Annotated in this window: 24 protein-coding genes, 15 tRNA genes and 1 rRNA gene; 10 read left to right on the top strand and 30 right to left on the bottom strand. The window is 47.0% G+C overall.

What is annotated here, in order from left to right; genetic code table 11:
- Window positions 1-37 precede the first annotated feature (37 nt).
- Window positions 38-1,069 carry an NADPH dehydrogenase NamA gene (gene namA, locus KNQ08_RS00200; protein WP_214768902.1) on the bottom strand — a complete coding sequence of 344 codons (1,032 nt, stop codon included), beginning with the start codon at window positions 1,067-1,069 and terminating at the stop codon, window positions 38-40.
- Between the two features lie 12 nt (window positions 1,070-1,081).
- Window positions 1,082-2,002, bottom strand: a complete 921-nt coding sequence (locus tag KNQ08_RS00195) for an HD domain-containing protein (RefSeq protein ID WP_214768900.1) — start codon at window positions 2,000-2,002, stop codon at window positions 1,082-1,084.
- Window positions 2,003-2,106: 104 nt separating this feature from the next.
- On the opposite strand from KNQ08_RS00195, the gene KNQ08_RS00190 reads away from it, so the two are divergent.
- The 3 genes from KNQ08_RS00190 (at window position 2,107) to KNQ08_RS00180 (ending at window position 4,426) form a co-directional block, all read left to right on the top strand.
- Window positions 2,107-3,012: a magnesium transporter CorA family protein gene (locus tag KNQ08_RS00190; protein WP_023467340.1), complete on the top strand. Its 906-nt coding sequence runs from the start codon at window positions 2,107-2,109 to the stop codon at window positions 3,010-3,012.
- A 63-nt stretch (window positions 3,013-3,075) separates the two neighbouring features.
- Window positions 3,076-4,155 (top strand): DNA polymerase IV, encoded by a 1,080-nt coding sequence (dinB, locus tag KNQ08_RS00185; RefSeq protein ID WP_214804351.1) that lies wholly within the window; start codon window positions 3,076-3,078, stop codon window positions 4,153-4,155.
- A 58-nt stretch (window positions 4,156-4,213) separates the two neighbouring features.
- On the top strand, window positions 4,214-4,426 hold the full coding sequence (locus KNQ08_RS00180; RefSeq protein ID WP_214768889.1) for a YhzD family protein: 213 nt from the start codon (window positions 4,214-4,216) through the stop codon (window positions 4,424-4,426).
- A gap of 51 nt (window positions 4,427-4,477) precedes the next feature.
- Here the strand turns inward: KNQ08_RS00180 and KNQ08_RS00175 are convergent, their stop codons facing one another.
- Window positions 4,478-4,852 (bottom strand): YlbF/YmcA family competence regulator, encoded by a 375-nt coding sequence (locus tag KNQ08_RS00175; protein ID WP_023467337.1) that lies wholly within the window; start codon window positions 4,850-4,852, stop codon window positions 4,478-4,480.
- Between the two features lie 20 nt (window positions 4,853-4,872).
- Window positions 4,873-6,009, bottom strand: coding sequence for a DUF445 family protein (locus KNQ08_RS00170; protein WP_214768886.1), 1,137 nt, complete (start codon window positions 6,007-6,009; stop codon window positions 4,873-4,875).
- Window positions 6,010-6,083: 74 nt separating this feature from the next.
- Here KNQ08_RS00170 and KNQ08_RS00165 point away from each other — a divergent pair, with 74 nt between their 5' ends.
- The 5 genes from KNQ08_RS00165 to KNQ08_RS00145 all read left to right on the top strand — a co-directional run bounded on the left by KNQ08_RS00165 (window position 6,084) and on the right by KNQ08_RS00145 (window position 10,050).
- The gene (locus tag KNQ08_RS00165) at window positions 6,084-6,917 is read left to right on the top strand and encodes a PucR family transcriptional regulator (protein ID WP_214804349.1); all 834 of its coding nucleotides are present in this window, start codon (window positions 6,084-6,086) and stop codon (window positions 6,915-6,917) included.
- Between the two features lie 118 nt (window positions 6,918-7,035).
- Window positions 7,036-8,142 (top strand): ABC transporter ATP-binding protein, encoded by a 1,107-nt coding sequence (locus KNQ08_RS00160; RefSeq protein WP_023467334.1) that lies wholly within the window; start codon window positions 7,036-7,038, stop codon window positions 8,140-8,142.
- Between the two features lie 163 nt (window positions 8,143-8,305).
- On the top strand, window positions 8,306-9,073 hold the full coding sequence (locus KNQ08_RS00155) for a transporter substrate-binding domain-containing protein (protein WP_047396216.1): 768 nt from the start codon (window positions 8,306-8,308) through the stop codon (window positions 9,071-9,073).
- Window positions 9,070-9,720: an amino acid ABC transporter permease gene (locus KNQ08_RS00150; protein ID WP_214804347.1), complete on the top strand. Its 651-nt coding sequence runs from the start codon at window positions 9,070-9,072 to the stop codon at window positions 9,718-9,720. The genes KNQ08_RS00155 and KNQ08_RS00150 overlap by 4 nt, the downstream gene beginning before the upstream one ends.
- Before the next feature lie 141 nt (window positions 9,721-9,861).
- Window positions 9,862-10,050 carry a hypothetical protein gene (locus tag KNQ08_RS00145; RefSeq protein ID WP_023467331.1) on the top strand — a complete coding sequence of 63 codons (189 nt, stop codon included), beginning with the start codon at window positions 9,862-9,864 and terminating at the stop codon, window positions 10,048-10,050.
- Window positions 10,051-10,234: 184 nt separating this feature from the next.
- Here the strand turns inward: KNQ08_RS00145 and KNQ08_RS00140 are convergent, their stop codons facing one another.
- Both KNQ08_RS00140 and KNQ08_RS00135 read right to left on the bottom strand, forming a co-directional pair.
- Window positions 10,235-11,131, bottom strand: a complete 897-nt coding sequence (locus tag KNQ08_RS00140) for an aldo/keto reductase (RefSeq protein WP_214768879.1) — start codon at window positions 11,129-11,131, stop codon at window positions 10,235-10,237.
- A gap of 137 nt (window positions 11,132-11,268) precedes the next feature.
- Complete coding sequence (locus KNQ08_RS00135; RefSeq protein ID WP_149426894.1) at window positions 11,269-13,005, bottom strand: phospho-sugar mutase; 1,737 nt, start codon at window positions 13,003-13,005, stop codon at window positions 11,269-11,271.
- Window positions 13,006-13,098: 93 nt separating this feature from the next.
- Between KNQ08_RS00135 and KNQ08_RS00130 the strand changes: the two genes are divergently transcribed.
- Window positions 13,099-13,917: a sulfurtransferase gene (locus KNQ08_RS00130; RefSeq protein WP_149426893.1), complete on the top strand. Its 819-nt coding sequence runs from the start codon at window positions 13,099-13,101 to the stop codon at window positions 13,915-13,917.
- A gap of 41 nt (window positions 13,918-13,958) precedes the next feature.
- Here KNQ08_RS00130 and KNQ08_RS00125 read toward each other — a convergent pair whose 3' ends face one another.
- From KNQ08_RS00125 to KNQ08_RS00110, 4 genes are read right to left on the bottom strand one after another with little or no spacing between them, the layout of a single operon-like run.
- Window positions 13,959-16,382, bottom strand: a complete 2,424-nt coding sequence (locus KNQ08_RS00125; protein WP_214804345.1) for a glycogen/starch/alpha-glucan phosphorylase — start codon at window positions 16,380-16,382, stop codon at window positions 13,959-13,961.
- Window positions 16,383-16,410: 28 nt separating this feature from the next.
- Window positions 16,411-17,862 (bottom strand): glycogen synthase GlgA, encoded by a 1,452-nt coding sequence (gene glgA, locus KNQ08_RS00120; RefSeq protein WP_149426891.1) that lies wholly within the window; start codon window positions 17,860-17,862, stop codon window positions 16,411-16,413.
- A gap of 14 nt (window positions 17,863-17,876) precedes the next feature.
- The gene (gene glgD / locus KNQ08_RS00115; RefSeq protein WP_023467325.1) at window positions 17,877-18,977 is read right to left on the bottom strand and encodes a glucose-1-phosphate adenylyltransferase subunit GlgD; all 1,101 of its coding nucleotides are present in this window, start codon (window positions 18,975-18,977) and stop codon (window positions 17,877-17,879) included.
- 13 nt (window positions 18,978-18,990) lie between these two features.
- Window positions 18,991-20,151 carry a glucose-1-phosphate adenylyltransferase gene (locus KNQ08_RS00110; protein ID WP_023467324.1) on the bottom strand — a complete coding sequence of 387 codons (1,161 nt, stop codon included), beginning with the start codon at window positions 20,149-20,151 and terminating at the stop codon, window positions 18,991-18,993.
- Between the two features lie 207 nt (window positions 20,152-20,358).
- Between KNQ08_RS00110 and KNQ08_RS00105 the strand changes: the two genes are divergently transcribed.
- Complete coding sequence (locus KNQ08_RS00105; protein ID WP_214804343.1) at window positions 20,359-22,134, top strand: transglycosylase domain-containing protein; 1,776 nt, start codon at window positions 20,359-20,361, stop codon at window positions 22,132-22,134.
- A gap of 1 nt (window position 22,135) precedes the next feature.
- Here the strand turns inward: KNQ08_RS00105 and KNQ08_RS00100 are convergent, their stop codons facing one another.
- The 20 genes from KNQ08_RS00100 to rrf form a co-directional block, all read right to left on the bottom strand.
- Window positions 22,136-22,702: a DUF5366 family protein gene (locus KNQ08_RS00100; RefSeq protein ID WP_029340917.1), complete on the bottom strand. Its 567-nt coding sequence runs from the start codon at window positions 22,700-22,702 to the stop codon at window positions 22,136-22,138.
- Window positions 22,703-22,949: 247 nt separating this feature from the next.
- Window positions 22,950-23,423, bottom strand: coding sequence for a tRNA (uridine(34)/cytosine(34)/5-carboxymethylaminomethyluridine(34)-2'-O)-methyltransferase TrmL (gene trmL / locus KNQ08_RS00095; protein WP_023467320.1), 474 nt, complete (start codon window positions 23,421-23,423; stop codon window positions 22,950-22,952).
- 3 nt (window positions 23,424-23,426) lie between these two features.
- Entirely contained in the window at window positions 23,427-23,906 is a 480-nt protein-coding gene (locus tag KNQ08_RS16940) for a methylated-DNA--[protein]-cysteine S-methyltransferase (RefSeq protein ID WP_214804341.1), read from the bottom strand.
- Complete coding sequence (gene queG, locus KNQ08_RS00085) at window positions 23,881-25,041, bottom strand: tRNA epoxyqueuosine(34) reductase QueG (RefSeq protein ID WP_050677727.1); 1,161 nt, start codon at window positions 25,039-25,041, stop codon at window positions 23,881-23,883. The genes KNQ08_RS16940 and queG overlap by 26 nt, the downstream gene beginning before the upstream one ends.
- An 89-nt stretch (window positions 25,042-25,130) precedes the next feature.
- Window positions 25,131-25,201 (bottom strand) — tRNA-Gly (locus KNQ08_RS00080).
- 38 nt (window positions 25,202-25,239) lie between these two features.
- Window positions 25,240-25,310 (bottom strand) — tRNA-Gly (locus tag KNQ08_RS00075).
- Window positions 25,311-25,314: 4 nt separating this feature from the next.
- Window positions 25,315-25,395 (bottom strand) — tRNA-Leu (locus tag KNQ08_RS00070).
- A gap of 36 nt (window positions 25,396-25,431) precedes the next feature.
- A tRNA-Cys gene (locus KNQ08_RS00065) sits at window positions 25,432-25,505 on the bottom strand.
- A gap of 6 nt (window positions 25,506-25,511) precedes the next feature.
- Window positions 25,512-25,586 (bottom strand) — tRNA-Gly (locus KNQ08_RS00060).
- An 8-nt stretch (window positions 25,587-25,594) separates the two neighbouring features.
- A tRNA-Gln gene (locus KNQ08_RS00055) sits at window positions 25,595-25,666 on the bottom strand.
- 10 nt (window positions 25,667-25,676) lie between these two features.
- Window positions 25,677-25,749: transfer RNA gene (locus KNQ08_RS00050), tRNA-His, on the bottom strand.
- Between the two features lie 9 nt (window positions 25,750-25,758).
- Window positions 25,759-25,829 (bottom strand) — tRNA-Trp (locus KNQ08_RS00045).
- Window positions 25,830-25,833: 4 nt separating this feature from the next.
- Window positions 25,834-25,917: transfer RNA gene (locus KNQ08_RS00040), tRNA-Tyr, on the bottom strand.
- 31 nt (window positions 25,918-25,948) lie between these two features.
- Window positions 25,949-26,024 (bottom strand) — tRNA-Phe (locus tag KNQ08_RS00035).
- Between the two features lie 7 nt (window positions 26,025-26,031).
- Window positions 26,032-26,107, bottom strand: a tRNA-Asp gene (locus KNQ08_RS00030).
- An 8-nt stretch (window positions 26,108-26,115) separates the two neighbouring features.
- A tRNA-Met gene (locus KNQ08_RS00025) sits at window positions 26,116-26,189 on the bottom strand.
- A 10-nt stretch (window positions 26,190-26,199) separates the two neighbouring features.
- A tRNA-Glu gene (locus tag KNQ08_RS00020) sits at window positions 26,200-26,274 on the bottom strand.
- 21 nt (window positions 26,275-26,295) lie between these two features.
- A tRNA-Ser gene (locus KNQ08_RS00015) sits at window positions 26,296-26,386 on the bottom strand.
- 26 nt (window positions 26,387-26,412) lie between these two features.
- A tRNA-Asn gene (locus KNQ08_RS00010) sits at window positions 26,413-26,487 on the bottom strand.
- Between the two features lie 6 nt (window positions 26,488-26,493).
- A 5S ribosomal RNA gene (rrf, locus tag KNQ08_RS00005) occupies window positions 26,494-26,609 on the bottom strand.
- Window positions 26,610-26,792: the final 183 nt, after the last annotated feature.

The raw sequence follows: 26,792 nt of genomic DNA, 5'->3' as shown, positions 1-26,792 counted from the left end.
TTCCCTTTTTTGTGTCGTTTTTTCATATGATTAATAGTTAGCGTACCGTCCGAATCGGTGCTCGTTCGTATTGTTTCGGCAAGGCGACCGTGTCTCCTAGTTCGGCTGCCGCATGATAGACCCAGTACGGTTGGCGAAGTAGTTCACGTGCGAGCAGGACTATATCTGCTCGACCGTTACGGACGATTTCTTCTGCATGGGCAGCTGTCGTAATCAATCCAACCGCGCCTGTTGCAATACCTGTCTCTCGTTTCAACTCTTCTGCATAGCTCACTTGATAGCCTGGATACACTTCCGGTACGGCATTGGCGACGACAGCCCCTGAACTGCAATCGAGTAGATCGATGTTACGTGCTGCTAGTTCTTTTGCAAGTGGAATATAGTCCGTTGCCGTCATTCCTCCTGTTGCGTGATCCGCTGCTGAAATCCGGACCCAAATCGAAAGCTTCGAGACGTCCTGAATCCCATCAATGATCTCTAGCAACAAGCGCATCCGATTTTCAATCGATCCACCGTATTGATCATCGCGGACATTCGATAACGGAGAGAGGAACGTGTTCAATAAATAACCATGAGCCCCATGAATTTCAATGAAATCGTACCCTGCTCGTTCCGCACGTAGTGCTGCATCGATGAACTGTTGTTTGATCGTTGCGATTTCCTCAAGCGTTAATGCTCGCGGATGACCGTATGTGTCATCAAACGGTAAAGCACTCGGTGCGACGGGTGGTTCTGCCGTCGTACTTTTGCGCCCAGCATGGGCCAGTTGAATGCCTGCTTTTGCCCCCGCTGCTTTGACTTGCTCTGCGATCCGTTGTAGTCCTTCGATATGCGCATCTGACCAAATCCCAAGGTCACCGGCTGAAATACGACCGTCTGGCGTGACGGCACTCGCTTCTAAGATGACACCACCGACACCACCCATTGCACGGGTTGCATAGTGCGTGACATGCCAATCCGTAACGAGTCCATCTTCTTTTGCACTGTACATACACATCGGCGCCATGATGACCCGATTGCGGAATGTCAACGTTCCGAGTTGAACCGTATCAAACAACTTCGTCTTCATCTTTTTTCCCCCTTATAGCTTCGGACGATAAAAAGCACGATTATCTAGTGCAAATGATCGTTCCGAGAACTGTCCTGGCTCGACATATTCAAGGAGACGATCCATCATCGTCATCCGTGCATCAAGGTTATCGATCAAGAACAAAACTTCTGCCTCGCGCATCTGTGGTGCGACGGCAGAACCCCATTCCGGTCGTCCGTGATGACTTAAGACGAGATGTTGCAAGACCGTCAGTACTTCTGCGTCAATTTGTAATTCTGCTCCGACTTTCTCAAGTTCCGCTACCATCATCGTAATATGACCGACGAGTTTACCAGGCAACGTATATTCCGGTGCAACCGGATCGGATAACTCCTTGATTTTCGCATAATCGTGCAGAATGATGCCACTGATTAGCACGTCACGGTTTAAGGTCGGATAGAGTTGAGCGATTTGATCCGCTAGACGCAACATCGAAAGGACGTGGTATGACAGCCCCGAGTAAAAAGCATGATGGTTCTTGACCGCTGCCGGATGCGTGAAGTAGGCGTCGAATCGTGAAGTAATCAAATGTTTAACGAGCTTTTTCATATCACTGTTCTGAATCGATTCTACGAACGCGAGTACTTCCGTCTCGATCTGCTCTCGCGGAATCGGCGCGGATTGGACATAGTCCTCGACATTCGTCTCCGCTAGGACCGTGATTTGTTTGAGCTTGAGTTGTGTCCGTCCCCGATAGTCCATGACTTCTCCAGCAGCATGGACGATCGACTTCGGCGCATATTTTTCAAGATCACTCGTATCCCACATCTTCGTCTCGATTTCGCCTGTCTTATCCGTCAAGATGAGCGTCAAGTATGGTTTCCCATTTGCTGCAATTCCTTTGACCGCTTGCTTGATCATCGCTCGTTGATCGAGCGTTTCTCCAACTGCTAATTTACCAATTCCTTTCATACTTGAAACACGTCCTTTATCTGTAAAATAGGTGTCTTTTTTATATTCCATTGACTACACTTAAGGCATATACTATTTCATTCTACTATATGGGAGTCATGAACATGGAACTGGAACCTCAATTTAATTGGTCCCGCTATCTCGATTTAGCTGACTATGAACAAACCTTTCCGACGGCTGCCGTCGACCAATCCGAAATGGACTGGGTCACACAGCTGCGATCGAAAGACATGAACTTCACCCGCTCGGAAAAAGGGGTTCTCTATGGCGCTGTCGTCACCTGGCAAAATCCTGTCGACAAAAGTGACCGCCGCTCGATTTGCTTTTACGTAACGAAAGAAAAACTCATCACAATCGGATTGTCGGATTCAATCGTGTCCCTGGTCGCTCCCTATTCTCCCGCGCATCCCTTTGCGGCTTTTTATACGATTCTTGCTTTACAGCTGAACACGTATTTTGCCGGTATCGATCAGTTTGAGACGGAACTGTTCTCAAGACAAGATGAACTGCGCGGTAGCATCAATGAAGATTCACTCGATAGCATCTTCGCTTTACGCGACACGATCGAGAACTGGTCCGATTTAATCGTTCCGTTTCAAGAGCTCGTCATGGCTGGCGAAGAATCATTTCTCGATGAGGACGCGTATCTCGAGGATCTCTCGTTGAAACTAGCTACGAAACGTGTCCGCCGTCTGTTGATGCTCATCGAACATTATCAAAAAGACATTGAGGTCCTGCTCGACTTATCGACGACCGTCTCGAACTTCCGTGGAAACGAAATCATGAAGGCATTAACAATCTTTACTGCCGTCGCGACACCAACGATGGCTCTCGGTGCGATTTGGGGGATGAACTTTAAAATCATGCCGGAATTAGAATGGAAATACGGTTACGCCCTATCCCTAGGACTGATCTTTCTCTCGACCGGTGGCATCTTCTACTGGATGCGCTGGCGCGGATGGTTAGGCGCTCTTGTTCGGATGCCAAAGAACAGTCGACCAAAAAAATAGATATCAGAACATAAGTTCGTTATACTAATTGTATCATATCTACTGAAAGGAGACGCTTGTACGATGGAACGAAAAATCATTCATATTGATATGGACGCCTTTTACGCTTCCGTCGAGCAACGCGATCGTCCTCGATTAAAAGGTGTTCCCGTCGTCGTCGGTGGACCGCCTCATGCACGTGGTGTCGTAGCGACCTGTTCCTATGAAGCACGGAAATACGGGATCCATAGCGCGATGCCGTCAAGACGTGCCTTCCAGCTTTGCCCCCGTGCGGTCTTCATTCGTCCCCGCTTTGACGTCTACCGAGCTGTCAGTGCGCAAATCATGGCGCTTTTTCGAGAAGTGACACCGCTCGTCGAGCCTCTCTCGCTTGATGAAGCGTATCTTGACGTCACGGAAAATTATTTTGATCAAAAAAGTGCGACCTATATCGCGCAATATGTTCTTCAGCAAATTAAAGAACGGACAGGTCTGACGGCCTCTGCTGGTGTTTCGAACTCTAAGCTCGTCGCGAAGGTCGCTTCCGGATACGAGAAACCGAACGGCTTGACGGTCGTTCCTCCAGAGGACGTCCTCAGTTTCTTGTCTCCATTAAAAATTGGAGATTTACATGGCGTCGGAAAAGTCACGGAACAAGCGTTACGAAAGCAAGGGATTGAAACCGTCGCAGATGTCCAAGCAATGCCGGTCGAACAATTACGAGCAATACTTGGACGTGATCGCGGAACGGAACTGCATGCGATGGCACACGGGATCGACGAGCGTCCGGTTCGTCCGGAACGCGAGCGAAAATCGATTGGTTCTGAGACAACATTTGAAGAAGATACGGAGGATATCGATACGATATTTGAGACGTTGATTCGAGAATCAAAATCCGTCATTGCGAGTCTTCAAAAAAAAGAACTCGTCTGCCGGACGATCACGATCAAGTGGAAGACCGATACATTCCAGTCACGTTCGAAACGGCATACATTTTCAGAAGAGACGGCGGACGAAGAACGATTACTTGAGGAAACAACGAAACTGTTCAATGGCATCACCTTCGACGGACCGATCCGCTTGATTGGTATGACGGTCAGTCACCTGACTACTCCTCCAGCTGCGAGACAACTGACGTGGCAGGATATGGACTTACGCTTGTAAAATGAATAGTGATTCACTATACTAAATACAAGACCAATCGGACAAGGGAGGAACAAGTATGCAGTATACGATTACAGTCTTTTCAGATCGTGGTGAAACGTTACTCGATGACGTCTTTGAAGCAGAAACAGATGGACAGGCACGAGAAAAAGGGATTCGGCGTCTTAATGAGAGTGGGTACGCCCATCATGCAGCACGTGTCACACGTTCCGGTCGTCTCATTCATTTCGAGCGCGCTTATTTGCCACGGATCGTCCCTACTTCATCTTGAGCCATACAAAAAAGGAAGACTCGCCACTATGGCCGTCTTCCTTTTGATTACTTATTGAACGTCGTCTTGTTGCTCCATCATTGGCGCGTAGAGTTCTTCTAACGGCTTCATGATGATTTGTGTGACTTCCGTCAGCATCGTGTGCATCCGTTGCTCTTCTTGCATCAGCTGACTGATTAGTGGGTTGTTTTGTACTTCAAGCATCTTTGTTTGGGCAGATGCCATATCGTCTGGTGTGATTTCTTCACCTTGCATCTGTTTTTGTTGTAATTCGAGTTGGATGTTACGGAACGACGCGAACAATTCGTTTGATTCCGGATCCGCGTTAACTTGCGTGTACAAGTCTTTTAATGTCGTATACTCCGAAGTTTCACGTAATGCACGCTCCAGTGTGTACGCGTGATCGTATAAGTTTGTTTCTGCCATGAGTAAAACCTCCAATTTGTTTAGACGAGATAAAGCCCCGCCTGTATCAATCCAATTAAACCACCTAACAACCCTCCAAGCCAAGTGATAGCCCGGAATTCTCGCTTAGAAATCGATAAGACGATTTCTTCGAGATATGCAGTATCCAGCAAACCGACCTCTTCTCGAACAATCGTTTCGAGATCGAGCGTCTGCAAGATTTGCCCGATTTGATTCGTCGTCCGTTCGAATAGATGATCGATGACGACAGGGACATGTTGCTCGAGTAATTGTGATTCGAGTGGATTCAACCAGACGCGTAATGGTGTAGCAAGCATCGATTCAATCGGTAAACGCGCCAAGACTTGTTCTTTGACGGTCTGTCGAATCCGCGACTCCGTCTCTTCCGTCATATAGGACGACAGTGGACGATCCAGTCCCTTTTGCCATTCCTGACGTAATAAGGCAAGGATGAACTGAGACGTCGACTCTGATTGAAGTACCCGTTTCAGCTCCGGCTGAATCATATCAACGACGTTGACGTTCGCGAGCAACATCCCGAACATCCCACCTCCGAGTCGCTGTTGGATGAAACGAGCAACCGTTTCCTCGAGTTGTAGACGTCCTTCTGGTCCATCAAAATATTCCTCTGCTTGGTGCAATACGGATGTGATGAGTCTTGGCATGACCTCCTCGATTTTTTGTTCTCCGGCTTCCCCGATCAACTCGCGTAAGGATTTTTCACGCCATTTACCCATGAGAAGCGAAAACTCCTGCTCCAAGTGATAACTGATTTTCCCTTGGATCCGTTGTTTGGGTTCGTCGATGAAGCGACTAATCCACGCTTCCGTCGTCTCTTCCGAGCGTGTCCATTTCATGACTTCTTGTTCGACAAGTCGCGTGACGGCTCCACGAACAGCTGGTGATGCGAGACGTTTCCCGATCCCTTCTGGCGTCAAAAGATGCTTGACGACCGTCCGTCCGAGATTCGCTGCCAGTTCATCCCGCCGTTTAGGAATCAGACCCGGCGTAAAGGGTACGCGAAATTTTCCGATGTATTTCGGTTCAAGTGGTCGAAATAACATCCGAATCGCTAGATGATTCGTGACTGCGCCAATCAGGGCCCCAATGACAATGATTCCGACAAGTTTCAATACGAGTAAAAACGTATCTGACATAAGTTATCATTCCTTCCGATTTTCGACTTATGGTAAAGTCGAGATAGTTATGTACGATTTAGGAGTGATGCCGTGTGTTACGACAACTGATGACTGTATTCAATGACCAGCTTACGACCGATCCGAATGTTTATTGCCAGGAACAGTATAGCGTATATCGCCTTGAAGATGGACTCTGTTTTGGAATCAAGGCGACCGCCATCTCTGACCGCGAACAACAACTGCTTGATGTATTCGCTGAACGCATCATTACGACGTCGCAGTCTGATATCGATCTATGGCGAGAGCGTATCCAATCTGCTCATGCCCTCGAAGATCAGTCGTTCCGACTTGTCCATTTTTTGTTCAATCCAACCGATGAACGGACAAGTGAAGAAATTCAACAATTGCTCTCCTCTTTCTTTTCGCAGACGAGCATCCTTATTCCTTTTAGCACACACCGCTTCACGGTCGTCGAACGCGAAGAGTTTGTCATTGAGTCTGAACTATCCGATTTATTTTTAGCGTTACAATCTGATTTTGTACTCGACGGTAAGGTATTGCTTGGTCAACAACGTGCTGCAGGCGATATCGCCGTTCAGTTCCAACTTGAACAAGCAGCGCTTGCTTTCGTTCCTTCGATGCACATCGAACGTTTCTTGCCTGCCATGATTCGTCTTGCGAGTCTAGATGACCGGCACCGCGCGACACTCGTCGATCAGTTCATTCGTTCCCTCGAGCCAGAGTCTCGTGAGACAATCCTTGCTTTTTGTCGATCTAATTTGAACGTCTCTCTGACAGCAAAACATCTATTCTTACATCGAAATAGCCTCCAGTATCGACTCGACCGGTTGACGGAGCAGACTGGAATCGATGTTCGCTCATTTGAAGGTGCTACTTTCCTCTATACCTTACTTCTTGTAGCATGATGCCTAATTGAAAACGTTTGCATTTAGTCAGGTTGTCCATAGGCAGACTCCCTGACTTCTTTTATACTAAATCTTGTAAGCGTTATTATTTCATCATTTACATTAGGGGGAACTACACATGGCTGAAATTCGTCTTGAACATATCGATAAAATCTACTCAGGTGATGCAAAAGCGGTTGATGACTTCAACCTTCACATTAAAGATAAAGAATTCATCGTCTTCGTCGGACCATCAGGTTGCGGTAAATCAACGACGCTCCGGATGATCGCTGGGCTCGAAGAAATCTCAGGTGGGGATTTCATCATCGACGGTAAACGCATGAACGATGTAGCGCCAAAAGATCGCGATATCGCGATGGTCTTCCAAAACTACGCGCTGTATCCACACATGAACGTCTTCGATAACATGGCATTTGGATTAAAGCTTCGGAAGTTCCCTAAAGATGAAATCAAGCAACGCGTTGATAACGCAGCTCGTATCCTCGGTCTTGAAGAATACCTCGAGCGGAAGCCAAAAGCACTCTCTGGTGGTCAGCGCCAACGGGTAGCGATTGGTCGCGCCATCGTTCGTGATGCTAAAGTCTTCTTGATGGATGAGCCGCTCTCGAACTTAGATGCTAAATTACGTGTACAAATGCGTAAGGAAATCATTCAGTTACACAAACGTCTTGAGACGACGACGATTTACGTTACGCACGATCAGACGGAAGCGATGACGCTTGCGACACGAATCGTCATCATGAAAGCGGGTATCATTCAACAAGTCGGTACGCCGAAAGAAGTCTATGATCACCCAGATAACATGTTCGTTGCCGGATTCATCGGTTCACCATCGATGAACTTCTTGACAGGTAAATTAGCGGAAGACGGTCTCTTCCACGTTTCAGGAACAGAAGAGAAGTTCGAAGTACCAGAAGGAAAAATGAAAGTTCTCCGCGACCGTGGTTACACGAACAAGGATCTCGTCCTCGGAATTCGTCCAGAGGACATCCATGCGGAATTGATCTACCAAGACACGAAAACAGCACACCGCTTCCCAGCACATATCGAAGTCTCCGAATTGATGGGTGCAGAGTCTTACCTCTACTCAAAAGTCGGACAACAAGCGTTCACGGCACGTGTTGATTCGCGTTCACACGTCGAGATGGGATCGCAGCTTGATCTCTTCTTCGATATGACGAAAGCACACTTCTTCGACTCTGCGACGGAAGCAACGATCCGTTAATCGCATCATCGATCAGTTACGATGTTTCAGACTGTCCTTTTAAGGGCAGTCTTTTTTATTGACAGACGTTCCTGTAACTTTGTATGATACTGCTTGTAGCTTAAAATTAATCCTATTCGAAAACTAGGAATTGAAATCATTCATTTATAAAGGAGAGAGCGCTATGAAACACGGTTTGAAATTAGCTGTAGCAGCATTATCGACAGCGGGGGTGCTTGCAGCATGCGGCGCTTCGAACGACAACGCAGGTTCTGATAAAGAGTCAAAAGTCATTACAGTCGGTACAGAAGCAACGTACCCACCTTTCACGTATAAAGAAAAAGGAAAATTGACAGGTTATGACGTAGACGTCATGAACGAAGTCGCAAAACGTGCCGGCTATAAAGTCGATTACAAAGCGATGGACTTCAAAGGACTCATCCCAGCACTCGATTCAAAACGAATCGATGTCATCGCGAACCAAATGGGAATCACGCCTGAGCGCCAAGAAAAATACGCTTTCTCTGATGCGTATACAGTCTCTGGTTCAACGATCATCGTCAACAATAAAACGAACGACATCAAAACACTCGACGACTTAAAAGGAAAGACAGTCGGTTCGACACAAGGTTCACTTTATGCCAAAACGGCTGAAGAAGCTGGCGCGAAAGTGAAGTACTACAAAGGTGCGAACCAAGTCTTAAAAGATCTTGAAGCAGGTCGTGTTGATGCTGCTATGAACGATCGTCTCTTCGTTTTAACGGAGCTGAAAAAAGCAGGCTATAAAGTCAAAGCGGTCGGTGAGACGTTCGATAAGAACGAATCAGGCTTCATGATGGCGAAAAACAGCAAGTATACAGAAGACTTTAATAAAGCACTCGCTGAGATGCAAGAAGACGGCACTCTTGCAAAAATCGGTGAGAAGTATTTCAACGAGGATATCAGTAAGTGAGTGAATTACTGACGATCGTCCGGGATAACTCGGACGTCTACGCAAAGGCGATTGGTACGACCCTTCTAGCAAGTGGTCTCGCCATCGTCTTTGCGCTTATTCTCGGGTTGATTCTTGCCGTCTTGCGTGATAGCCGTCTTGCCGTCTTTAGCGGTTTTGCACGTTTATACGTCTCCTTCTTCCGAGGAACACCATTGCTGTTACAAATCCTGATTTTATACAATGGTCTCGTTGTCCTTCAATTGACTGGATTCCAAGCTCTCGCTTTCGGCTTATCGCTTCACTTTTCTGCGTATATCTCAGAATCGTTCCGAGCTGCCATCTCCTCTGTCGATCGTGGACAATGGGAAGCAGCTGATTCGCTCGGTATTCCGCGTCGTAAGACATTCAAGGACGTCATCTTGCCGCAAGCACTATCTCGGGCGATTCCACCGCTTTCGAACTCTGTCATCGATATCATCAAATCGACATCACTCGGTACGATTGTTGCTGTCGAAGAATTGACATACGTCTCTGACCAGATTTCAGCTACGACGTATCTCGTCATGCCGTTGCTGCTATTCTCAGCTGCGATTTACTGGATCATGTCAACGCTCATTCAAAGTGTTCAACATCGCTTAGAGGCACGATTCAGCATTCCAGAATGAATTTTCCACACTTGGAACCGTCAGGATTTCAAGTGTGTTTTTTTAGATTTTTTTAGGTTTAGCACTAGGCAATCCGGGAATAATCAAGTATACTAATAAAAATCAGAATTATCTGACAACTTATAAAGGAGCGTGGCCGAGATGAAACAAGTAATTGAAGCTTTCCGTAGACAAGATGCAGAGCAGCGAATTCCAGTGCTACGTCTCGAAATCGATTATGAGCTCAGTACGCTCTTCGATGCGATTCAAGCCAATGACCAAGCTGCCATGTCAGCAAGTAAAGATCGTTTAGATAAATACCGTCAGGAGATGCTTCGCTTAGAAGCTTAACCTCATAGATTCCCCCATCTCTCCTCCCCCTTGAGATGGGGCTTTTTTTGTTTACTTTTTGACATATGTTCTATACGTAAGCGAAAGAAAGGATCGCTTCCGGATGATATATCGGAAACGATCCCCTCACTTTATTTCGCTAACGGACAATTTACGCATTGATCCGCTTCTATCTCAAAATCAATTAATCGACGTCACGACCACGTGATGCCTTCAAAATCTCAAACCACTGTTCGCGTGTCAACGACAATTTCGTCGAACGAACCGCAGATTCGATGCGTTCAATCTTACCAGAACCAACGATTGGCATGATACGTGCTGGATGTTTGAGCAACCATGCATATGCGACTTCGTCGATTTCTTCTGCCCCGATCGTCTCTGCGATCTCAGCTAATTTTTCGCGTAACGGAGCATATTGCTCGTCCTTGAAGAGACGACCTCCCGCAAGCGGACTCCATGCCATCAACGGCATCTCATTTTCATGACAGAGATCAACGGATCCGTCCTCGAAATGTTTCAGTTCCGAAACCGACAACTCGAGTTGGTTCGTCACGAGCATGAATGGTAAGCGCGACTGAATCAGACTTTGTTGCGCAGGTGTATGGTTCGAGAGACCGAATGTCCGTACCTTTCCTGCGTCCTTCAACTCTACGAACGCTTCAGCAATCTCGTTCGGGTCCATCAACGGATCTGGACGGTGAATCAACAACGTATCCACGTACTCGACACCGAGTTCTTGAAGAGAACGGTTGACTTGTTTGATGATATGCTCTTTCGTCGTATCGTAGAATGACAACGACTGATCCGAGAAATGATTCCCTTTCATCTTGATGCCCGTCTTCGTAACGATCTCCATTCGGTCACGTAACTCCGGTTTTAAAGCAAGCGCTTCTCCGAATAAGCGTTCATTCGTGTAATCGCCATAGATATCTGCGTGATCAAACGTCGTAATTCCTAAAGCAAGACATGCTTCGATCAATTCAAGCCGCTCTTCTTTCGTCATCACCCATTCATTCAATCGCCATAAGCCGTGAATGATGCGTGAGAATGATAAATCTTCTGTTAGTTGAATCCGTTCCATCTATCTTCCACTCCCCTATCGTATAAACTCTATCTTGTTTACTGTACCCCAAAATGGTACCGGTTGCACGGATTTCACTTTTTGATGCTCTCAGACAAAAAACAGGACCCCGTCGATGACGTGATCCTGCATGGGACTTATTGAATTTGTTCGACTTCTTGCATGACTTCATCTTCGATTTGCTGACGTTTCCGTGTCGTCTCAGCAGCATCTGGTGACGTGACGCTGAAGTAGAATTTGATTTTTGGTTCCGTACCCGATGGACGAAGGCAGAACCATGATCCATCGCTAAGCGTAAACTTCAGTACGTTGGATTTTGGCAAGTTGATCGGTGAAGGTTGATGTGTCTTCAAATCGTGGGCGATGCTCGCATCATAGTCCTCGAATAAGACGACCTGTTCTCCAGCCACTTGTTTTGGCGGATTCTCACGGAACGTATCCATGATACGACCGATCTGTTCCACGCCATCCTTCCCTTTGAGTGTCAGAGAGCGGAGTGACTCTTCAAAGTACCCGAACTGCTCGTAAATCGCCTGTAATGCCTCATAGAGCGTCCGTCCTTCTTTCTTATGGTACGCAGCCATCTCAGCAGCTAACAAGCACGCTTGGACGGCATCCTTGTCTCGGCAGAAGTCACCGATAAGGTAACCATAGCTCTCCTCGTATCCGAAGAGATACTCATATTGACCCGATGCGTTGTATTGTTTGATTTTTTCCCCGATGAACTTAAAGCCTGTCAACGTGTTCTCGACATGAAGATCATAGTGACGTGCAATCAACGCGCCGAGTTCCGACGTAACGATCGTCTTCGCGACGAATCCGTTCGCTGGCAGTGTTCCTTGCGCCGCTTTTTGTGAAAGGATGTAGTCGAGCAATAACGCTCCCGTCTGATTCCCTGTCAGGACTGTCCATTCTCCGTCTGCATCACGTGTTGCGACTCCGACACGGTCAGCATCGGGATCCGTCGCAATCAAGATGTCGGCATCTGTCCGGTCACCATATTCGATCGCCAGTTTAAAGGCAGCATGTTCTTCCGGGTTCGGTGACGTCACGGTCGGGAACGCACCGTCTGGTTCTGCTTGCTCCTTAACGACTGTCACGTGTTCGAATCCATACCGTTTCAAGCCTTCTGTTACCGGCACAAGACCTGTTCCGTGAAGTGGTGTGAAGACGATTTTAAGTGGATCCGCTAATTCCGATTGAATCGAAGGTAAGACACGAATCGTTTGTAATTTTTCTTGATACGCCTCGTCGAGCTCTTCTCCGACACGGACGATCAAACCGTTCGCGCGAAGGACTTCTTCTTGCTCAAGTTCAATCGATAGCTCATCTTCGATTTGGCTGACGTACGAAACGAGTTCATCTGCTTCTTTTGGCGGAAGTTGTCCACCGTCATCTCCATATACTTTGTAGCCATTGTACTCTGGTGGGTTGTGACTCGCCGTGATGACGATCCCGCCCGCTGCTTGTAAAGACCGAACTGCAAACGAAAGTTCCGGTGTCGGACGTAGACCGTCAAACAGATACGCTTTGATGCCGTTGCTTGCGAGCGTACGTGCCGCCTCTAGCGCAAATTCTGGTGAGAAATGGCGTGAATCGTGTGCGATGACGATTCCTTTTGCTGCCGCTTCTTCCCCCGACGCCTTAATGAATGCCGCGAACCCTTGTGATGCTTTTCGGACCGTATATACGTTCATCCGGTTCGTCCCGACACCGATTTCCCCACGCATACCACCTGTTCCGAACTCGAGTTCTTTATAGAATGCTTCTTCGGCTGCTTTTTCATCCGTTGCTAACGTGACTAACTCTTCTTTTAATGTACTGTCTAAATCAGCGAACTGATCCCATTTTTGGTAGGTTTCTTTCCATGACATGGTAAATCGACTCCTTTTTTAAATGAGGGTAAGACTTGCGATGATGCGATACCTTTCATATGATTAACACTAGAAAGGGTAAGGTGATGAGGCATGTTTCCTACGATTCAAATGGCAGATCTTCAACAGCTCGTCCGAACGGATCAGATTCGCTGGTTTGACTGCCGATATGACTTGCAACAACCTGAATATGGACGAAATGCTTTCTTGGAACAACACGTCGAAGGTGCACAGCACCTGGATTTAACAACTGACCTTTCCGGTCCCATCGATGAGGTCGGCGGTCGGCATCCGCTTCCTTCAAAAGAAGCGTGGCAACACACACTGGAACAGCATGGTGTGACACCGGACGACTTCGTCGTCTTGTATGACGATGGTTTTCCGTATGCCGCTCGTGCCTGGTGGTTATTTAAATGGATCGGACATGAGCGTGTCGTCGTCCTTGAGGGCGGATTCTCCTCTTACCTAGCGTTCGATCTTCCGGTCACGGACGACGTTCCTACTTATGAACCTTCTCAGTACGCGCCTCGTTTTCAAGATGAGATGCTCGTCTCGTTCGAAGAGTTGAAAGATCAGCTGACAGAAACGATGGTCATCGATTCCCGTGCGCCCGATCGATACCGTGGAGAAATCGAACCACTCGATCACGTCGCCGGCCACATTCCAGGTGCCGTGAATTGTTTCTTTGAACAAGCACTCTCACCAGATGGTCGCTTACGGGACGCGGAAGATTTGAAAGAATTGTACGCCGACATCCTACCGGTCACAGCCCCTATCCTCTATTGTGGAAGTGGTGTGACAGCGTGTGTCAATGTCATCGCTCTCCATTCACTCGGGAAAACCGATGTCCGGCTTTACGCCGGCTCTTATAGTGATTGGGTCAGCCGTGGTGAAGATGTCTCCCGTTCGTAAGCATCAGACACTGACAGAAACATCTGTCAGTGTCTTTTTGTTCAGAGTTGAATCGGTTTGATGTTCCAGATCGCATTCGCATACTCTTTAATCGTGCGGTCACTTGAGAACACACCTGACCGTGCAATATTAAGAATGACGCGTTTATACCATTCTTCTGGTTGCTGATACATCCGATCGATTCGTTCTTGCGCTTGTTGATACGACATGAAGTCTTTCAGGATCAGATACTCATCATTATACGTCAATAATGAATCGTAAATCGCTTGGAATTCACCTGGAGCAAATAATGTTCCATCGACGAGACTATCGATGATCCGTCGTAGCTCGGGTTGGGCACTGTATTGATCGTATGCACTGTAACCGCCGTATTGTTTATAATTCATGACTTCTTGCGGTGTTAAGCCGAAGATGAAGATGTTCACATCCCCGACCTCGTCTCGAATTTCGATGTTCGCTCCGTCGAGCGTTCCAATCGTCAATGCGCCATTCATCATGAATTTCATGTTGCCGGTTCCAGAGGCTTCATAACTTGCAGTCGAAATCTGTTCACTGACGTCACTTGCCGGGAAAATCTTCTCAGCAAGCGATACACGATAGTTTTCTAGGAAGACGACTTTTAAGTATGGACTGACGTCTGGATCCTGATTGATCAAGCGAGCTAACGCATTGATATAACGAATGACTTCTTTTGCATAATGATAGCCTGGCGCCGCCTTTGCACCAAAGATGAATGTCCGCGGTGTCATCGTGAAGGAACGGTCCTCCTTCAGACGATAGTAGAGCGAATGAATGTGTAACGCATTCAAGAGTTGACGTTTGTACGCATGCAATCGCTTGACTTGAACATCAAAAATCGAGGTTGGGTCCACGACGATACCGGTTTCTTTTTCAATGAGCAACGCTAATTCTTCTTTGCGCTGAAGTTTGATCTCGGCGATGTCCTTCTGTAATGCTGAATCCTCTGCCCATTTCGTCAACTTTTGCAAATCAGACGGATGCTGAATCCAACTATCCCCAATTGCTTCTGTCACACGATTTGCCAGTGCTGGGTTTGATGAGAGGAACCAGCGACGATGTGTAATTCCGTTCGTCTTATTATTAAAGCGAAGCGGAAACATCTCATAAAATAGGCGCATCTCGCGCTGCTTCAGAATCTCAGTATGAATCTGAGCGACACCATTCGTCGAATGCGTGCCGACAACAGCCAGATTCGCCATATTGATCCGGTCATCCGCGATGATGGCGATATCTCGCATATGCGCTTCCATGTGTGGATAGTTCGCAAGCACATCCTTACAGAAGCGTCGGTTGATTTCCTCGATGATGAGGTAGATGCGCGGTAATAAGCGACGGAACAAATCGATCGGCCAGCGCTCGAGTGCTTCTGACAGTAACGTGTGGTTCGTAAACGACATGACACTCTTCGTGATGCGCCATGCTTCTTCCCAGCCAAATCCTTCTTCATCGACAAGAATCCGCATCAACTCTGGAATCGCGACGACCGGATGTGTATCGTTGATATGGATAGCGATATGGTTGCCGAGTTGCTTCAATGAATGATTTCGCTTTTTAAAGGACGTCAAGATACTCCGTAATCCAGCAGAGACGAAGAAATATTGTTGCTTCAAACGCAACTCTTTTCCTTCATACGTCGTATCATCCGGATACAGAAATTCTGAAATCGTCTGAATCGATTGTTTATGTGCCAGTAAATCTTTATAGTTCCCACGGTATTGGCTAAGTAATTCATCATCATCAAGTGGAGACTCAGCACTCCAAAGTCGCAGGTTATTGACGACATTGTTTTGATAGCCGACGATCGGCATATCGTACGGAACAGCACGGACGATTTCAGCCGGTTCATGATGGACGCGATATCCATCACCGACCTCTTCAAGCCAAACGTGTCCACCGAATGGAACATCGACTGCTTTATCAGAACGTCTGATTTCCCACATGTTCCCGTTCTTCAGCCAGTTATCCGGTAACTCGACTTGATAACCATCGATGATTTTTTGCTTGAAGAGACCATACTGATACCGGATCCCGTTCCCGTGTCCAGGAAGACCGAGCGCAGCAAGGGAATCAAGGAAACACGCCGCGAGACGTCCGAGACCCCCGTTCCCAAGTCCAGGTTCCGGCTCTTCTTCCGTCAAATCACTGAGCTGATATCCGAGTTCTTCAAGTCCCCGCTCGACATCCTTTAAGACATCAAGACTCAATAGATTGTTATGCAGGAAACGTCCGAGTAAAAACTCGAGTGAGAAGTAATAGACTTGCTTACTTTTTTTATGGATATATGTTTCCTTCGTCCGTAACCAATCGGTCGTGACCGTCTCGCGTACCAGATAGGCAAGTGTCTGATAAATATCGTTTTCTGTTGCTTCCGTTATTGCCTTGCCATGCATCGAAACGAATCGTTCCGTAAACCTCTCCTTGAACTTCTCTTTATCTTTGAACATGACGTAACCCCTTTTCCCAGTGATACGATCAAGTGGCGGACGGTGCAATCAAACGATATAACGCCAAGTATTCGTCGGCTGAACGCAACCAACTGAAGTCCTCATTCATCGCTGTCTCAATCAAATGATCAAAGACTGGTCGATCATGATACACCTCAATCGTACGTTTAATCGCTTCTAAAAACTCATGTGCATTATAATTCGCGAACGAGAATCCATTTCCTTCTAATGTGAACTGATTGAACGGTTTGACCGTATCACGGAGCCCACCTGTTTCCCGAACGACCGGTAAACAGCCATACTTCATCGAAATCAACTGACTGAGACCACACGGTTCAAAACGCGATGGCATCAAGAAGGCATCACTGCCCGCGTAGATCCGTTGTGCGAGACCAACGTCAAATCCGATATAAGAAGCGATTTTGTCTGGACGAATCGATGTCGCATGATGGAACAATCCTTCATATTCCGCTTCACCCGATCCGAGAATGATGAACTGCGCATCGAGTTCGAACAAGTCTGGTAAAATATGCGCGAGTAAATCGATTCCCTTTTGGTCGACAAGACGAGATACGAAACCGAACAATGGTACGTCCGGATTGATTGGGAGACCTAGTTCCTCTTGTAAAGCCGCCTTGTTTTTTGCTTTTCCTTCCGTGACGGTATCAACGGAATACGTCTCAACGAGATGCGTATCATGCGCAGGATCAAATTGACGATAGTCGATCCCGTTCAAGATGCCACGCACGTCGACAGCGCGATGTTGCAAGACCGGCTCAAGTGTCTCACCGTAATACGGATCCATGATTTCATCACGGTACGTTGGACTGACTGTCGTGATTTGATTGGAGTGGACGAGTCCTGCCTTCATGTAATTGACGAGCCCGTTATGAGCAATCCCATCCGCTGTGAAATGTTCATGACTCAAACCAAGTAAGTCACCAAGCACTTCTTCCGGGAAGACACCTTGGTATTGTAGATTGTGAATCGTAAAGACCGTTTTAATGTCTTGATAGCGCTCGAGGTGTTGATAATGGATGCGTAAGAACGCTGGAATCACACCTGTTTGCCAATCGTGACAATGGATGACGTCCGGTACTTCCTTTCGATCCAAATGTTGAATCATCTCAAGGACAGCACGTGAGAAATACGCAAACCGTTCCGCATCATCGTAATGTCCATAAATGACGCCATCCCGTTTGAAGTAGTACTCATTATCGATGAAATAGAACGTCACACCATCTTGTTTCAGACGGAGAACTGCACCGAATTGCTGGCGCCAGCCGACAGGCACGATGAAGTCGAATAAAAACTCCATCTCTGATTTATACTGTTCCTTGATTTGACCATAATTAGGTAAAACGACTGAAACGTCTGCACCTTCCTCAGCAAGCGCTAAAGGGAGCGAGCCGACGACGTCAGCTAGCCCCCCTGTCTTGATGAAGGGTGTCGCTTCCGTGGCAGCAAACCATACCTTCATAAGTGACATCTCCTTTAAACGATTGTTTGTTTTTTGATGACGATTGGTTCTTCTGCCGTTCCGCGGATGACTTGACCGCGTTTGACAGTGACTTCTTTATCGAGAATCGCGTACTCGACGACCGCGCCTTCTTCAATGACTGATTTTTGCATGATGATCGAATTCTTGACACGAGCGTGTTTACCGACTTTGACACCACGGAACAAGATGCTGTCCGTCGTCGTTCCTTCTAATTTACAGCCGTTCGCGACAAGTGAGTTCTTGATGTCAGAACCCGGTAGATAACGTGTCGGTGGCTCATGCTTGATTTTCGTATAGACGTGCTGGAAGTCATTGATTGCTCCCCATTGTTCAAGCAACAGCATGCTCTCACGATAGTATGAACGAAGCGAGTGAATGACTTGTGATGTACCACTGTACTCATAACCGTGCACGTGTAGACGGTTCAGTTGCGAACGAATGATACTCTGAAGTAAATCGTACTCACCACGAGCAATCGCTTCATCAATTAAACGAACAAAGAGATTTTTCGATAGAACGACCGTCTCCATGTAGAACGTCTCATCCGTCGGCTGGAATCCGCGTGATCCAATCGCTGTCACGCGATTCTGTTCACCAAAACGGATCGGGCGGCAGTATTTACAAGGTAGTTCACGCTTCGTATAGACGACCGTAATATCCGCATTCGATTCTTTATGTTCACGTAATACATCGCGATAATCCACCGCGGATAAGATGTTTGAACCAGAGACGACGACATAATTCTCTTTACTGCGAAGGAAAAAATCACGGTGAAGGTGGAAGTTCGATAGATCCCCACGGAACTCGTTCGCATCTTGTGACAATGCAGGTGGGAAGATATAGAGTCCGCCGTTTGAACGGTCAAGATCCCATTCCTTTCCTGATCCAAGGTGATCCATCATTCCACGATATTTCTCGAGCGTAAAAATCCCGATGTTCGCGATATCGTTTTGTACCATGTTCGTTAATGTAAAATCGATCAACCGATAACGCCCTGCAAATGGAACTGCCGCTAAGTTACGATGCTCCGTCAATTCCTTGAAAAAGCCTTCTTCCCCACTCAGATTGATGACACCTAATAAATCGACCTTCATTCGAATATCCCCCTTATTGAATCGCTTCTTTGATGACTTCGTTCTTCTTGACGATACTGTCTGCTTCGATGACGAAAACTTCTCCGTCTGGAGAACCAATCGTTGCACCATCTTCTACGATCACGCCATCTGCTAAGATCGCCCGGTGAATCGTGACGTCTCGTCCGATTTTGACGTTCGGGAAGATGACCGAGTCTTTGACGAGTGATCCTTCTGCTACATCGACACCATAGAAGAGAACCGAATGATTGATTTCTCCTTCGATGTGGCATCCTTCGTTGATGATCGATGTCTCGACTGTCGCAGCGTTTCCAATGTATTGTGGTTGCTGATTCGGGTTGACCGAATGTACTTTCCATGACGGTTCATACAAATCGAATTCAGGCTCTGCCGTCAATAGATCCATGTTCGCTTCCCAAAGGGATTGAATCGTCCCGACGTCTTTCCAGTATCCTTTGAATTTATACGCACGGATATTGAGATTTTCAAAAAGCATGTTCGGGATGATATTTTTACCAAAGTCAAAGCTTGATTCCGCATCGCCGGCATCTTGAATCAAGTGGCGTTTTAAGATATCCCAGTTAAAGACATAAATCCCCATCGATGCAAGATTTGATTTCGGATTTTTTGGTTTTTCTTCGAATTCATTGATTCGTAAGTCATCGTCCGTATTGAGGATACCAAATCGCGGTGCCTCGTCCCATGGTACTTCACGTACGGAAATCGTGACATCAGAACCTGTCACACGGTGTTCCTCAATCATCTTTTCGTAGTCCATTTTATAAATATGGTCGCCTGATAGAACAAGAACATATTCAGGGTCAAATTGATTGATATAACTCATGTTTCGATAAATAGCATTTGCTGTGCCCTCATACCAGTTTTTGCCGTTCTGTGCTTGGTATGGTGGAAGAATCGTTAATCCGCCATTACGGCGATCCAAATCCCATGGACTTCCGATGCCAAGATATCGATTCAACTCTAATGGTTCGTATTGCGTCAACACGCCAACTGTATCGATTCCTGAGTTCGTACAGTTCGAAAGTGGGAAATCAATGATCCGGTATTTTCCTCCAAATGCAACAGCTGGTTTCGCAGTGTGTTTCGTCAAAGCTCCCAGACGTTTCCCTTCTCCGCCTGCAAGTAACATCGCAACGACATTCTTTTTAGCCATTTCGTCCCCTCCATTTTATGCTCTTTTTTTACAGATGACTCGCGTTCTAAAATCCACAGATACTTCTATATACCCAATCTTTTCTCTTTTTAATATAACATTCCTGCAAAATAGGTTTATTAAAATACAAAAATCGAAAAAAAATCTATTGATTTCTCCATAAAAGACCGATAATAGGAATGAAATGGCTTTTTGAAAGGAGTTCTCATGCGAATTACGACAGGATATCTCGTCTTACTTGGTCTTACGATGATGCTTCTGTTTTCCTTATTTTCAATTAAAGATGAGTTAAAAACAGCACGCACACTTTTTTTCTGGGCCGATGAACAGACGACACGACATCCACTGACCTCCTACCAACCAATCACCGTAACCTATGAAAACAAACGGGTCGAGCTCTATGACGGATTGCGACGGGATGACTTAACACCTCGAACATTGCCGAAAAAAGTCGAGCAAGCGTTTGTTGCTATCGAAGATCAGCGTTTCTATCAACATGACGGATATGACATCACAGGAATCTTACGCGCGTTTACGAAAAACCAGTCTGATTCTAAATCTCAAGGTGGCAGTACGATCACACAACAACTAGCAAGAATGACATATCTAACAAACGAAAAAACATATACTAGAAAAATAAAAGAGTTGTTAATTGCTGTGTCTTTGGAGCAAAAATATTCGAAAAAAGAACTGATGACAGCGTATGTCAATCAAGCCTATTTCGCGAATAATATTTATGGCATCGAACTTGCCGCAAAATCCTATTTCAATAAGCCGGCACGCGAGTTAAGTTGGTCTGAAATCAGTTTTCTGACAGCAATTCCGAATAATCCTTCTCTTTATGACCCGCTGCGCTTTCCTGAAAACACAAAAAAACGTCAGCAACGAATCGTTCAAGCGTTAATACGCGATCGTGTACTGACGAAAGATTTTGCTATTTCTCGTGTGTCGCCTCGATCCTATAAACCGAGTGTCCCTTATCCGGACTATATCGATGCCACCGTTCAAGCTGCTGTTCGGATGACCGCTCAAAAAAAGGGTTGGAGTGAGAAGCATGCTGCAGAATATCTGCATCAACAAGGTGCGGTCATCTCGACATATCTCGACTCAGCAGAACAACGACGGGCTAAGGAAGCTCTTCGCAATCTACCCAACCCGATTGAGGGGGCTTATGTTGGCATCGACGGACAAACACACGGGGTCACGGCTCTTGTCGGCTACAAATCGAATTTGACAGGTCAGTTCAACCGAGCAGTGCAGTCGTACCGACAACCTGGTTCAGCCATCAAACCGTTACTTGTCTACGGTCCTTACCTTGAGAAGACGAAAGCCCGCTTGTCGAGCACGTTAGACGGTAGTCCCGTCTGTATCGATGGATACTGTCCGTCAAATAGCGGAAATCGAATTCTCGGACAAGTAACGATTGCCGATGCGATCGCTTATTCCTATAACACACCAGCAATTCGAGCATTTGCTGTCTCTTTCCGGGAAGGATTGAAGTCCATCCGTCCATTCCAGTTTAGCCAATGGACACGTGAGGATGATGCCTTTACGAGTGCCCTAGGTGGGTTGCAATACGGGATCAGTCCATATGAACTGACGAACGCTTATTCCGTATTCGTCAATGACGGGATCTATCGACCGGCATCGATGATCAAAAGTATTACGCTTAAAAATGGAACGGTCGAACGACCACAAGAAAAAGAACAACGGATTTGGTCCAGTCAGACGAACCGGGAATTACGGGCTGGTTTAAAGAATGTCATGACGTATGGAACGGGACACAAAGGATATGATTCCTCTGCGCGCTATATCGGAGGAAAAACAGGAACGACGAACGATAACAAAGACATGTGGTTCGTCGGTATTAAAAATCAACATATCGGAGGGATTTGGCTAGGGGCAGATCGCCCGCGTCCCTTCCCTGTTGAGGCGAATGCAACGTTACAAGTCCAGACGTGGGCGACGATTTTACGTCCTTAAGTCAACTCGGAAATAAAATCGCTTCCCCGAACGAATTGAATAAAGTCAGACCGACCCACGATAGACCAGCAAGCAGAACACCCCAGGCTAAGAAAGAAAAGATAATCAAACCGACGGCTCCTGCTGCACTCGTCATTTTACTAATTTGTACCGTGTAAAAGATAAAATAGATGAAAAAAGACACAAGCAACACGATTCCGACATGCAAGAAGGACGTCATGAAGGCAAAGCTGACACAACCTCCGATAAGTAACAGAATACTACCCGGACGTAACATGCCGAGTGTCGTACCCTCTTGTTCCTTGATAAAAAAGGCAAAACCGAGCTGATTGATCGTATCTGACAATAGTTTAAGTGAACTAAAGATCATGAAGTAAACGATCAAAAAACCAAGCCAAACGACAAGCTTCGTATCGCGTGCCGTCAAGAGTTGCAGTAGTTCATCGTACACGCCGACTTGATCGAGCCAATGTAATGCAAGTTCCGTCGTTGCAATCGCAAGGGACGTACTAAATAACAAGATGCTGATCAGCGGAGCATAACTTAATAGGTAAACATTCGTACGCATGTGGAGTCTCCATTCATAGAAAATTCATATGTAGCACACAATTTCACTTACAGGTATACTATAATAGATTATATCGGTTCAAGAGACTGAAGGGGGAAACAAAAATGGCATTTATCTTAATGGTCGGCGTAAGTCTTGCGTTTTTGACAGCAATCTTCACTGCAGGCTACAACAAAAAACCTGAAGGTAACGAATAATTCATAAAAGCTCCATCCTACTTCAGGATGGAGCTTTTGCTTATCTTACGTTACAGAAGTCCTGCATAGCCTTGCTGACGCAATGCTTCATAGACGATGATCGCTGCCGTGTTTGAGACGTTCAGTGAGCGAACGAGATTCGATTGGGGTAGACGGATACAACGCTCTGCGTTCGCATCGATGACTTCAAGCGGTAATCCTTTTGTTTCCCGACCAAAGACGAAGAAATAATCCTGTTCAACATCCGATAAGTCAATTTGGCTCGGGTACTGTTCTCCATATTTCGTAATATAGTAGAAAATACCTTCCGGATGCTTCTCCCACAGTTCTTCTAACGAATCATGATAACGGACATCGACGAATTCCCAGTAATCAAGACCTGCACGTTTAAGCTGCTTATCGTCCGTCGAGAAGCCGAGCGGTCGGATCAAGTGAAGGACGGAATGCGTCGCTGCACATGTGCGTGAAATATTTCCTGTGTTTTGAGGAATCTCCGGTTGATACATAACGACATGAATAGCCATGGTTCAATTCTCTCCTATCTCATGCGCTAAAAGCGCTTCTTTATGGGCAATCCCACTTGCAAAACCCGTCAGTTTACCAGTCGCCCCTATGACACGGTGACACGGATAAATTAACGCGATCGGATTCCGGTTCAAGGCACCACCAACGGCTCGTGCTGCCTTTGGTTTCCCAATCATTCGAGCTAGTTCACCGTAACTGATCGTCTGACCAAACGGAACGGTTCGTAAAGCGTGCAACACTTGCTCCGCAAACGGTGTGACACGCAACTGACAAGGAAGTGTATCAAGCGCTTGTCGATCGCCTCCTGCGTAACGATCAAACGCCATGCGCCAAGCTTTCGGTAATTCACCGTCGTCGGTTTCTTCTTGCAAATAGGTTCGAGCACGCTCTTCATTCAATCCAAAATCGAGATACACGATGTGCTCTTTTTCCCATGCGACGAGCAATGTACCAAACTCATAAGTGAGCTGTTGAAATGGCATCTGCTTCCCCCCACTCCTCAAGTAACCGTTGTCCTTCTGTCTGCACATCCACTGCAGTATCGGCTAAAAGACGTGATTCGATATATGACTTTTCTTCAATTCCACCAATTCGACCGACTGCCCAGAGTGCAAGCGCCCGCATGTCTTCCCGGGCATCCGTTTCTGTCATTAACCGTAGCGCCTCAATCGCGCTCTTGTCTCGATAATGGACGAGCGCACAAATCGCATTACGCTGAATCGGCTTTTTTCCACGCCATGCGCCAGACAACGTACCGAACCGGCTCTTGAACTCACGGTTACTCATGGATAAGAGTGGAACTAAGAGCGGTTTGACTTGTTCTGGATCCGGCTGCAGTTCAGCGTGATGTGTCGCATTCTTCTTCCGGTTATACGGACATACTTGCTGACACGTATCACAACCGTATAGACGGTTCCCAAGCGCCATTCGGAATGGTTCTGGTAGTAATGTTTTCGTCTGCGTCAAAAACGAGATACACCGTTTAGCGTCGATGACGCCAGGTTCAACAAGCGCATCCGTCGGACAAGCGTCGATACACTTATTGCATGTCCCGCATAATTCTTCGACTGGCTGATCAGGCGGTAGGACGATATCTGTAATCAGTTCACCAAGATAGAGATAGGATCCGTGCTCCTCACTGATGATCGAGCAGTTTTTCCCACTGAATCCGATACCTGCTCGTTCTGCTACTGCTCGATCGACGAGTTCTCCTGTATCGACCATCGAGCGCGTCCTTGCACCTGGACTCAATTCTTGAATTTTTTCTTCAAGTAACGTCAAGCGTTGTCGCAACGCCTGGTGATAATCCAGTCCCCAGGACGATCGACAAAAAATCCCCCGTCGCTCCCCTTCCTTGCCACGAGGTGCATTTTTGAGAGTACTTGGATACGCGACCGCAATGGCAATGATCGAAGCAGCATCTTCTACGAGTAACGCAGGAGTCGTTCGTAGATCGAGATCGGGCTCTTCGAAACCAGAAGCAAATCCTTTCTCCTGTTGTGCTTGGAGTCTACGTTTTAAAACAAGAAACGGATCAGCCGTCGTCACCTTCAGCTCATCGATTCCAATCTCTGCTGCGTACTCTTGTAAAGCCAATTTCAATTGTACACCATCCATCACGATCTACTCCTTTCCTCTTTAAAATCCCATTCCTAAACAAAAAGAGCAAGGTGTCAGCGAAAACGACACATTGCTCTTTTTTAGTAAGCGGGTGAAGGGAATCGAACCCTCGTCATCAGCTTGGAAGGCTGAGGTTTTACCATTAAACTACACCCGCATGATCAGGTGAAACATCAGATTGTGTAAAAAGTATAAAGCGGGTGAAGGGAATCGAACCCTCGTCATCAGCTTGGAAGGCTGAGGTTTTACCATTAAACTACACCCGCAAGATACCGGTGGTCGGAATCGAACCGACACTCCAAAGGAACACGATTTTGAGTCGTGCGCGTCTACCAGTTCCGCCACACCGGCACAATCTCTTGCAAAACTATTTAATTGAGAAATAGTTGGAGGCGCCAGTCAGAATCGAACTGACGATAAAGGAGTTGCAGTCCTCTGCCTTACCACTTGGCTATGGCGCCACTCATTGGAGCGGAAGACGGGATTCGAACCCGCGACCCCGACCTTGGCAAGGTCGTATTCTACCACTGAACTACTTCCGCTTGAAAAGCTGGGCTGGAAGGGATCGAACCTTCGCGTGCTGGAATCAAAATCCAGTGCCTTACCACTTGGCTACAGCCCAATAATAAGAGGGCGACTGATGGGAATTGAACCCACGAATGCCGGAATCACAATCCGGTGCGTTAACCACTTCGCCACAATCGCCATGGTAAACAGGGGCAGCAGGAATCGAACCCGCGCTGACGGTTTTGGAGACCGTAGTTCTACCGCTAAACTATGCCCCTATGGTGGTGGGGGGGGGCGGATTCGAACCGCCGAACCCGAGGGAGCGGATTTACAGTCCGCCGCGTTTAGCCACTTCGCTACCCCCCCACAAATGGGAAAATCATGTTGTTAATAAAGATGGTGGCTTTGGACGGAATCGAACCGCCGACACAAGGATTTTCAGTCCTTTGCTCTACCAACTGAGCTACAAAGCCTTAACAATGGCGGTCCTGACGGGATTCGAACCCGCGATCTCCTGCGTGACAGGCAGGCATGTTAACCGCTACACCACAGGACCGTATGTAATTGCGGGGGCCGGATTTGAACCGACGACCTTTGGGTTATGAGCCCAACGAGCTACCAGACTGCTCCACCCCGCGACGCTATAAATGGTGACCCGTACGGGATTCGAACCCGTGTTACCGCCGTGAAAGGGCGGTGTCTTAACCGCTTGACCAACGGGCCATTATGAATTGAAAGTGATGATGGCGGAGAGCAAGGGATTCGAACCCTTGAGACGCTTTTGACGCCTACACGATTTCCAATCGTGCTCCTTCGGCCACTCGGACAGCTCTCCATTGTACGTGGTGAAGAAGTAATAAATGGCTCCGCAAGTAGGATTTGAACCTACGACCTACCGGTTAACAGCCGGTTGCTCTACCGCTGAGCTATTGCGGAACGATCGCCTGGCAGCGTCCTATCCTCACGGGGGGAAGCCCCCAACTACTTTCGGCGTTCAAGTGCTTAACTTCCGTGTTCGGCATGGGAACGGGTGTGACCACTTGGCTATCGCCACCAGACATTTATTATCTTAACATTATGTTCACATAACGTCAAGACTTTTTTTCGTTTTTTTGAAAGGCTCGCGCCCTCAAAACTGAAGTCATCAACAATGCATCTGCTAGAACAAGGCCTCGACCGATTAGTATCACTCAGCTCCACATGTCGCCATGCTTCCACCCGTGACCTATCTACCTCATCGT

This window comes from Exiguobacterium sp. s46 (genome assembly GCF_018618875.1).
Classification (GTDB): Bacteria; Bacillota; Bacilli; order Exiguobacteriales; family Exiguobacteriaceae; genus Exiguobacterium_A; species Exiguobacterium_A abrahamii.
Note: the sequence above shows the minus strand (reverse complement) of the source record. Positions and strands in the feature narration are given on the sequence as shown.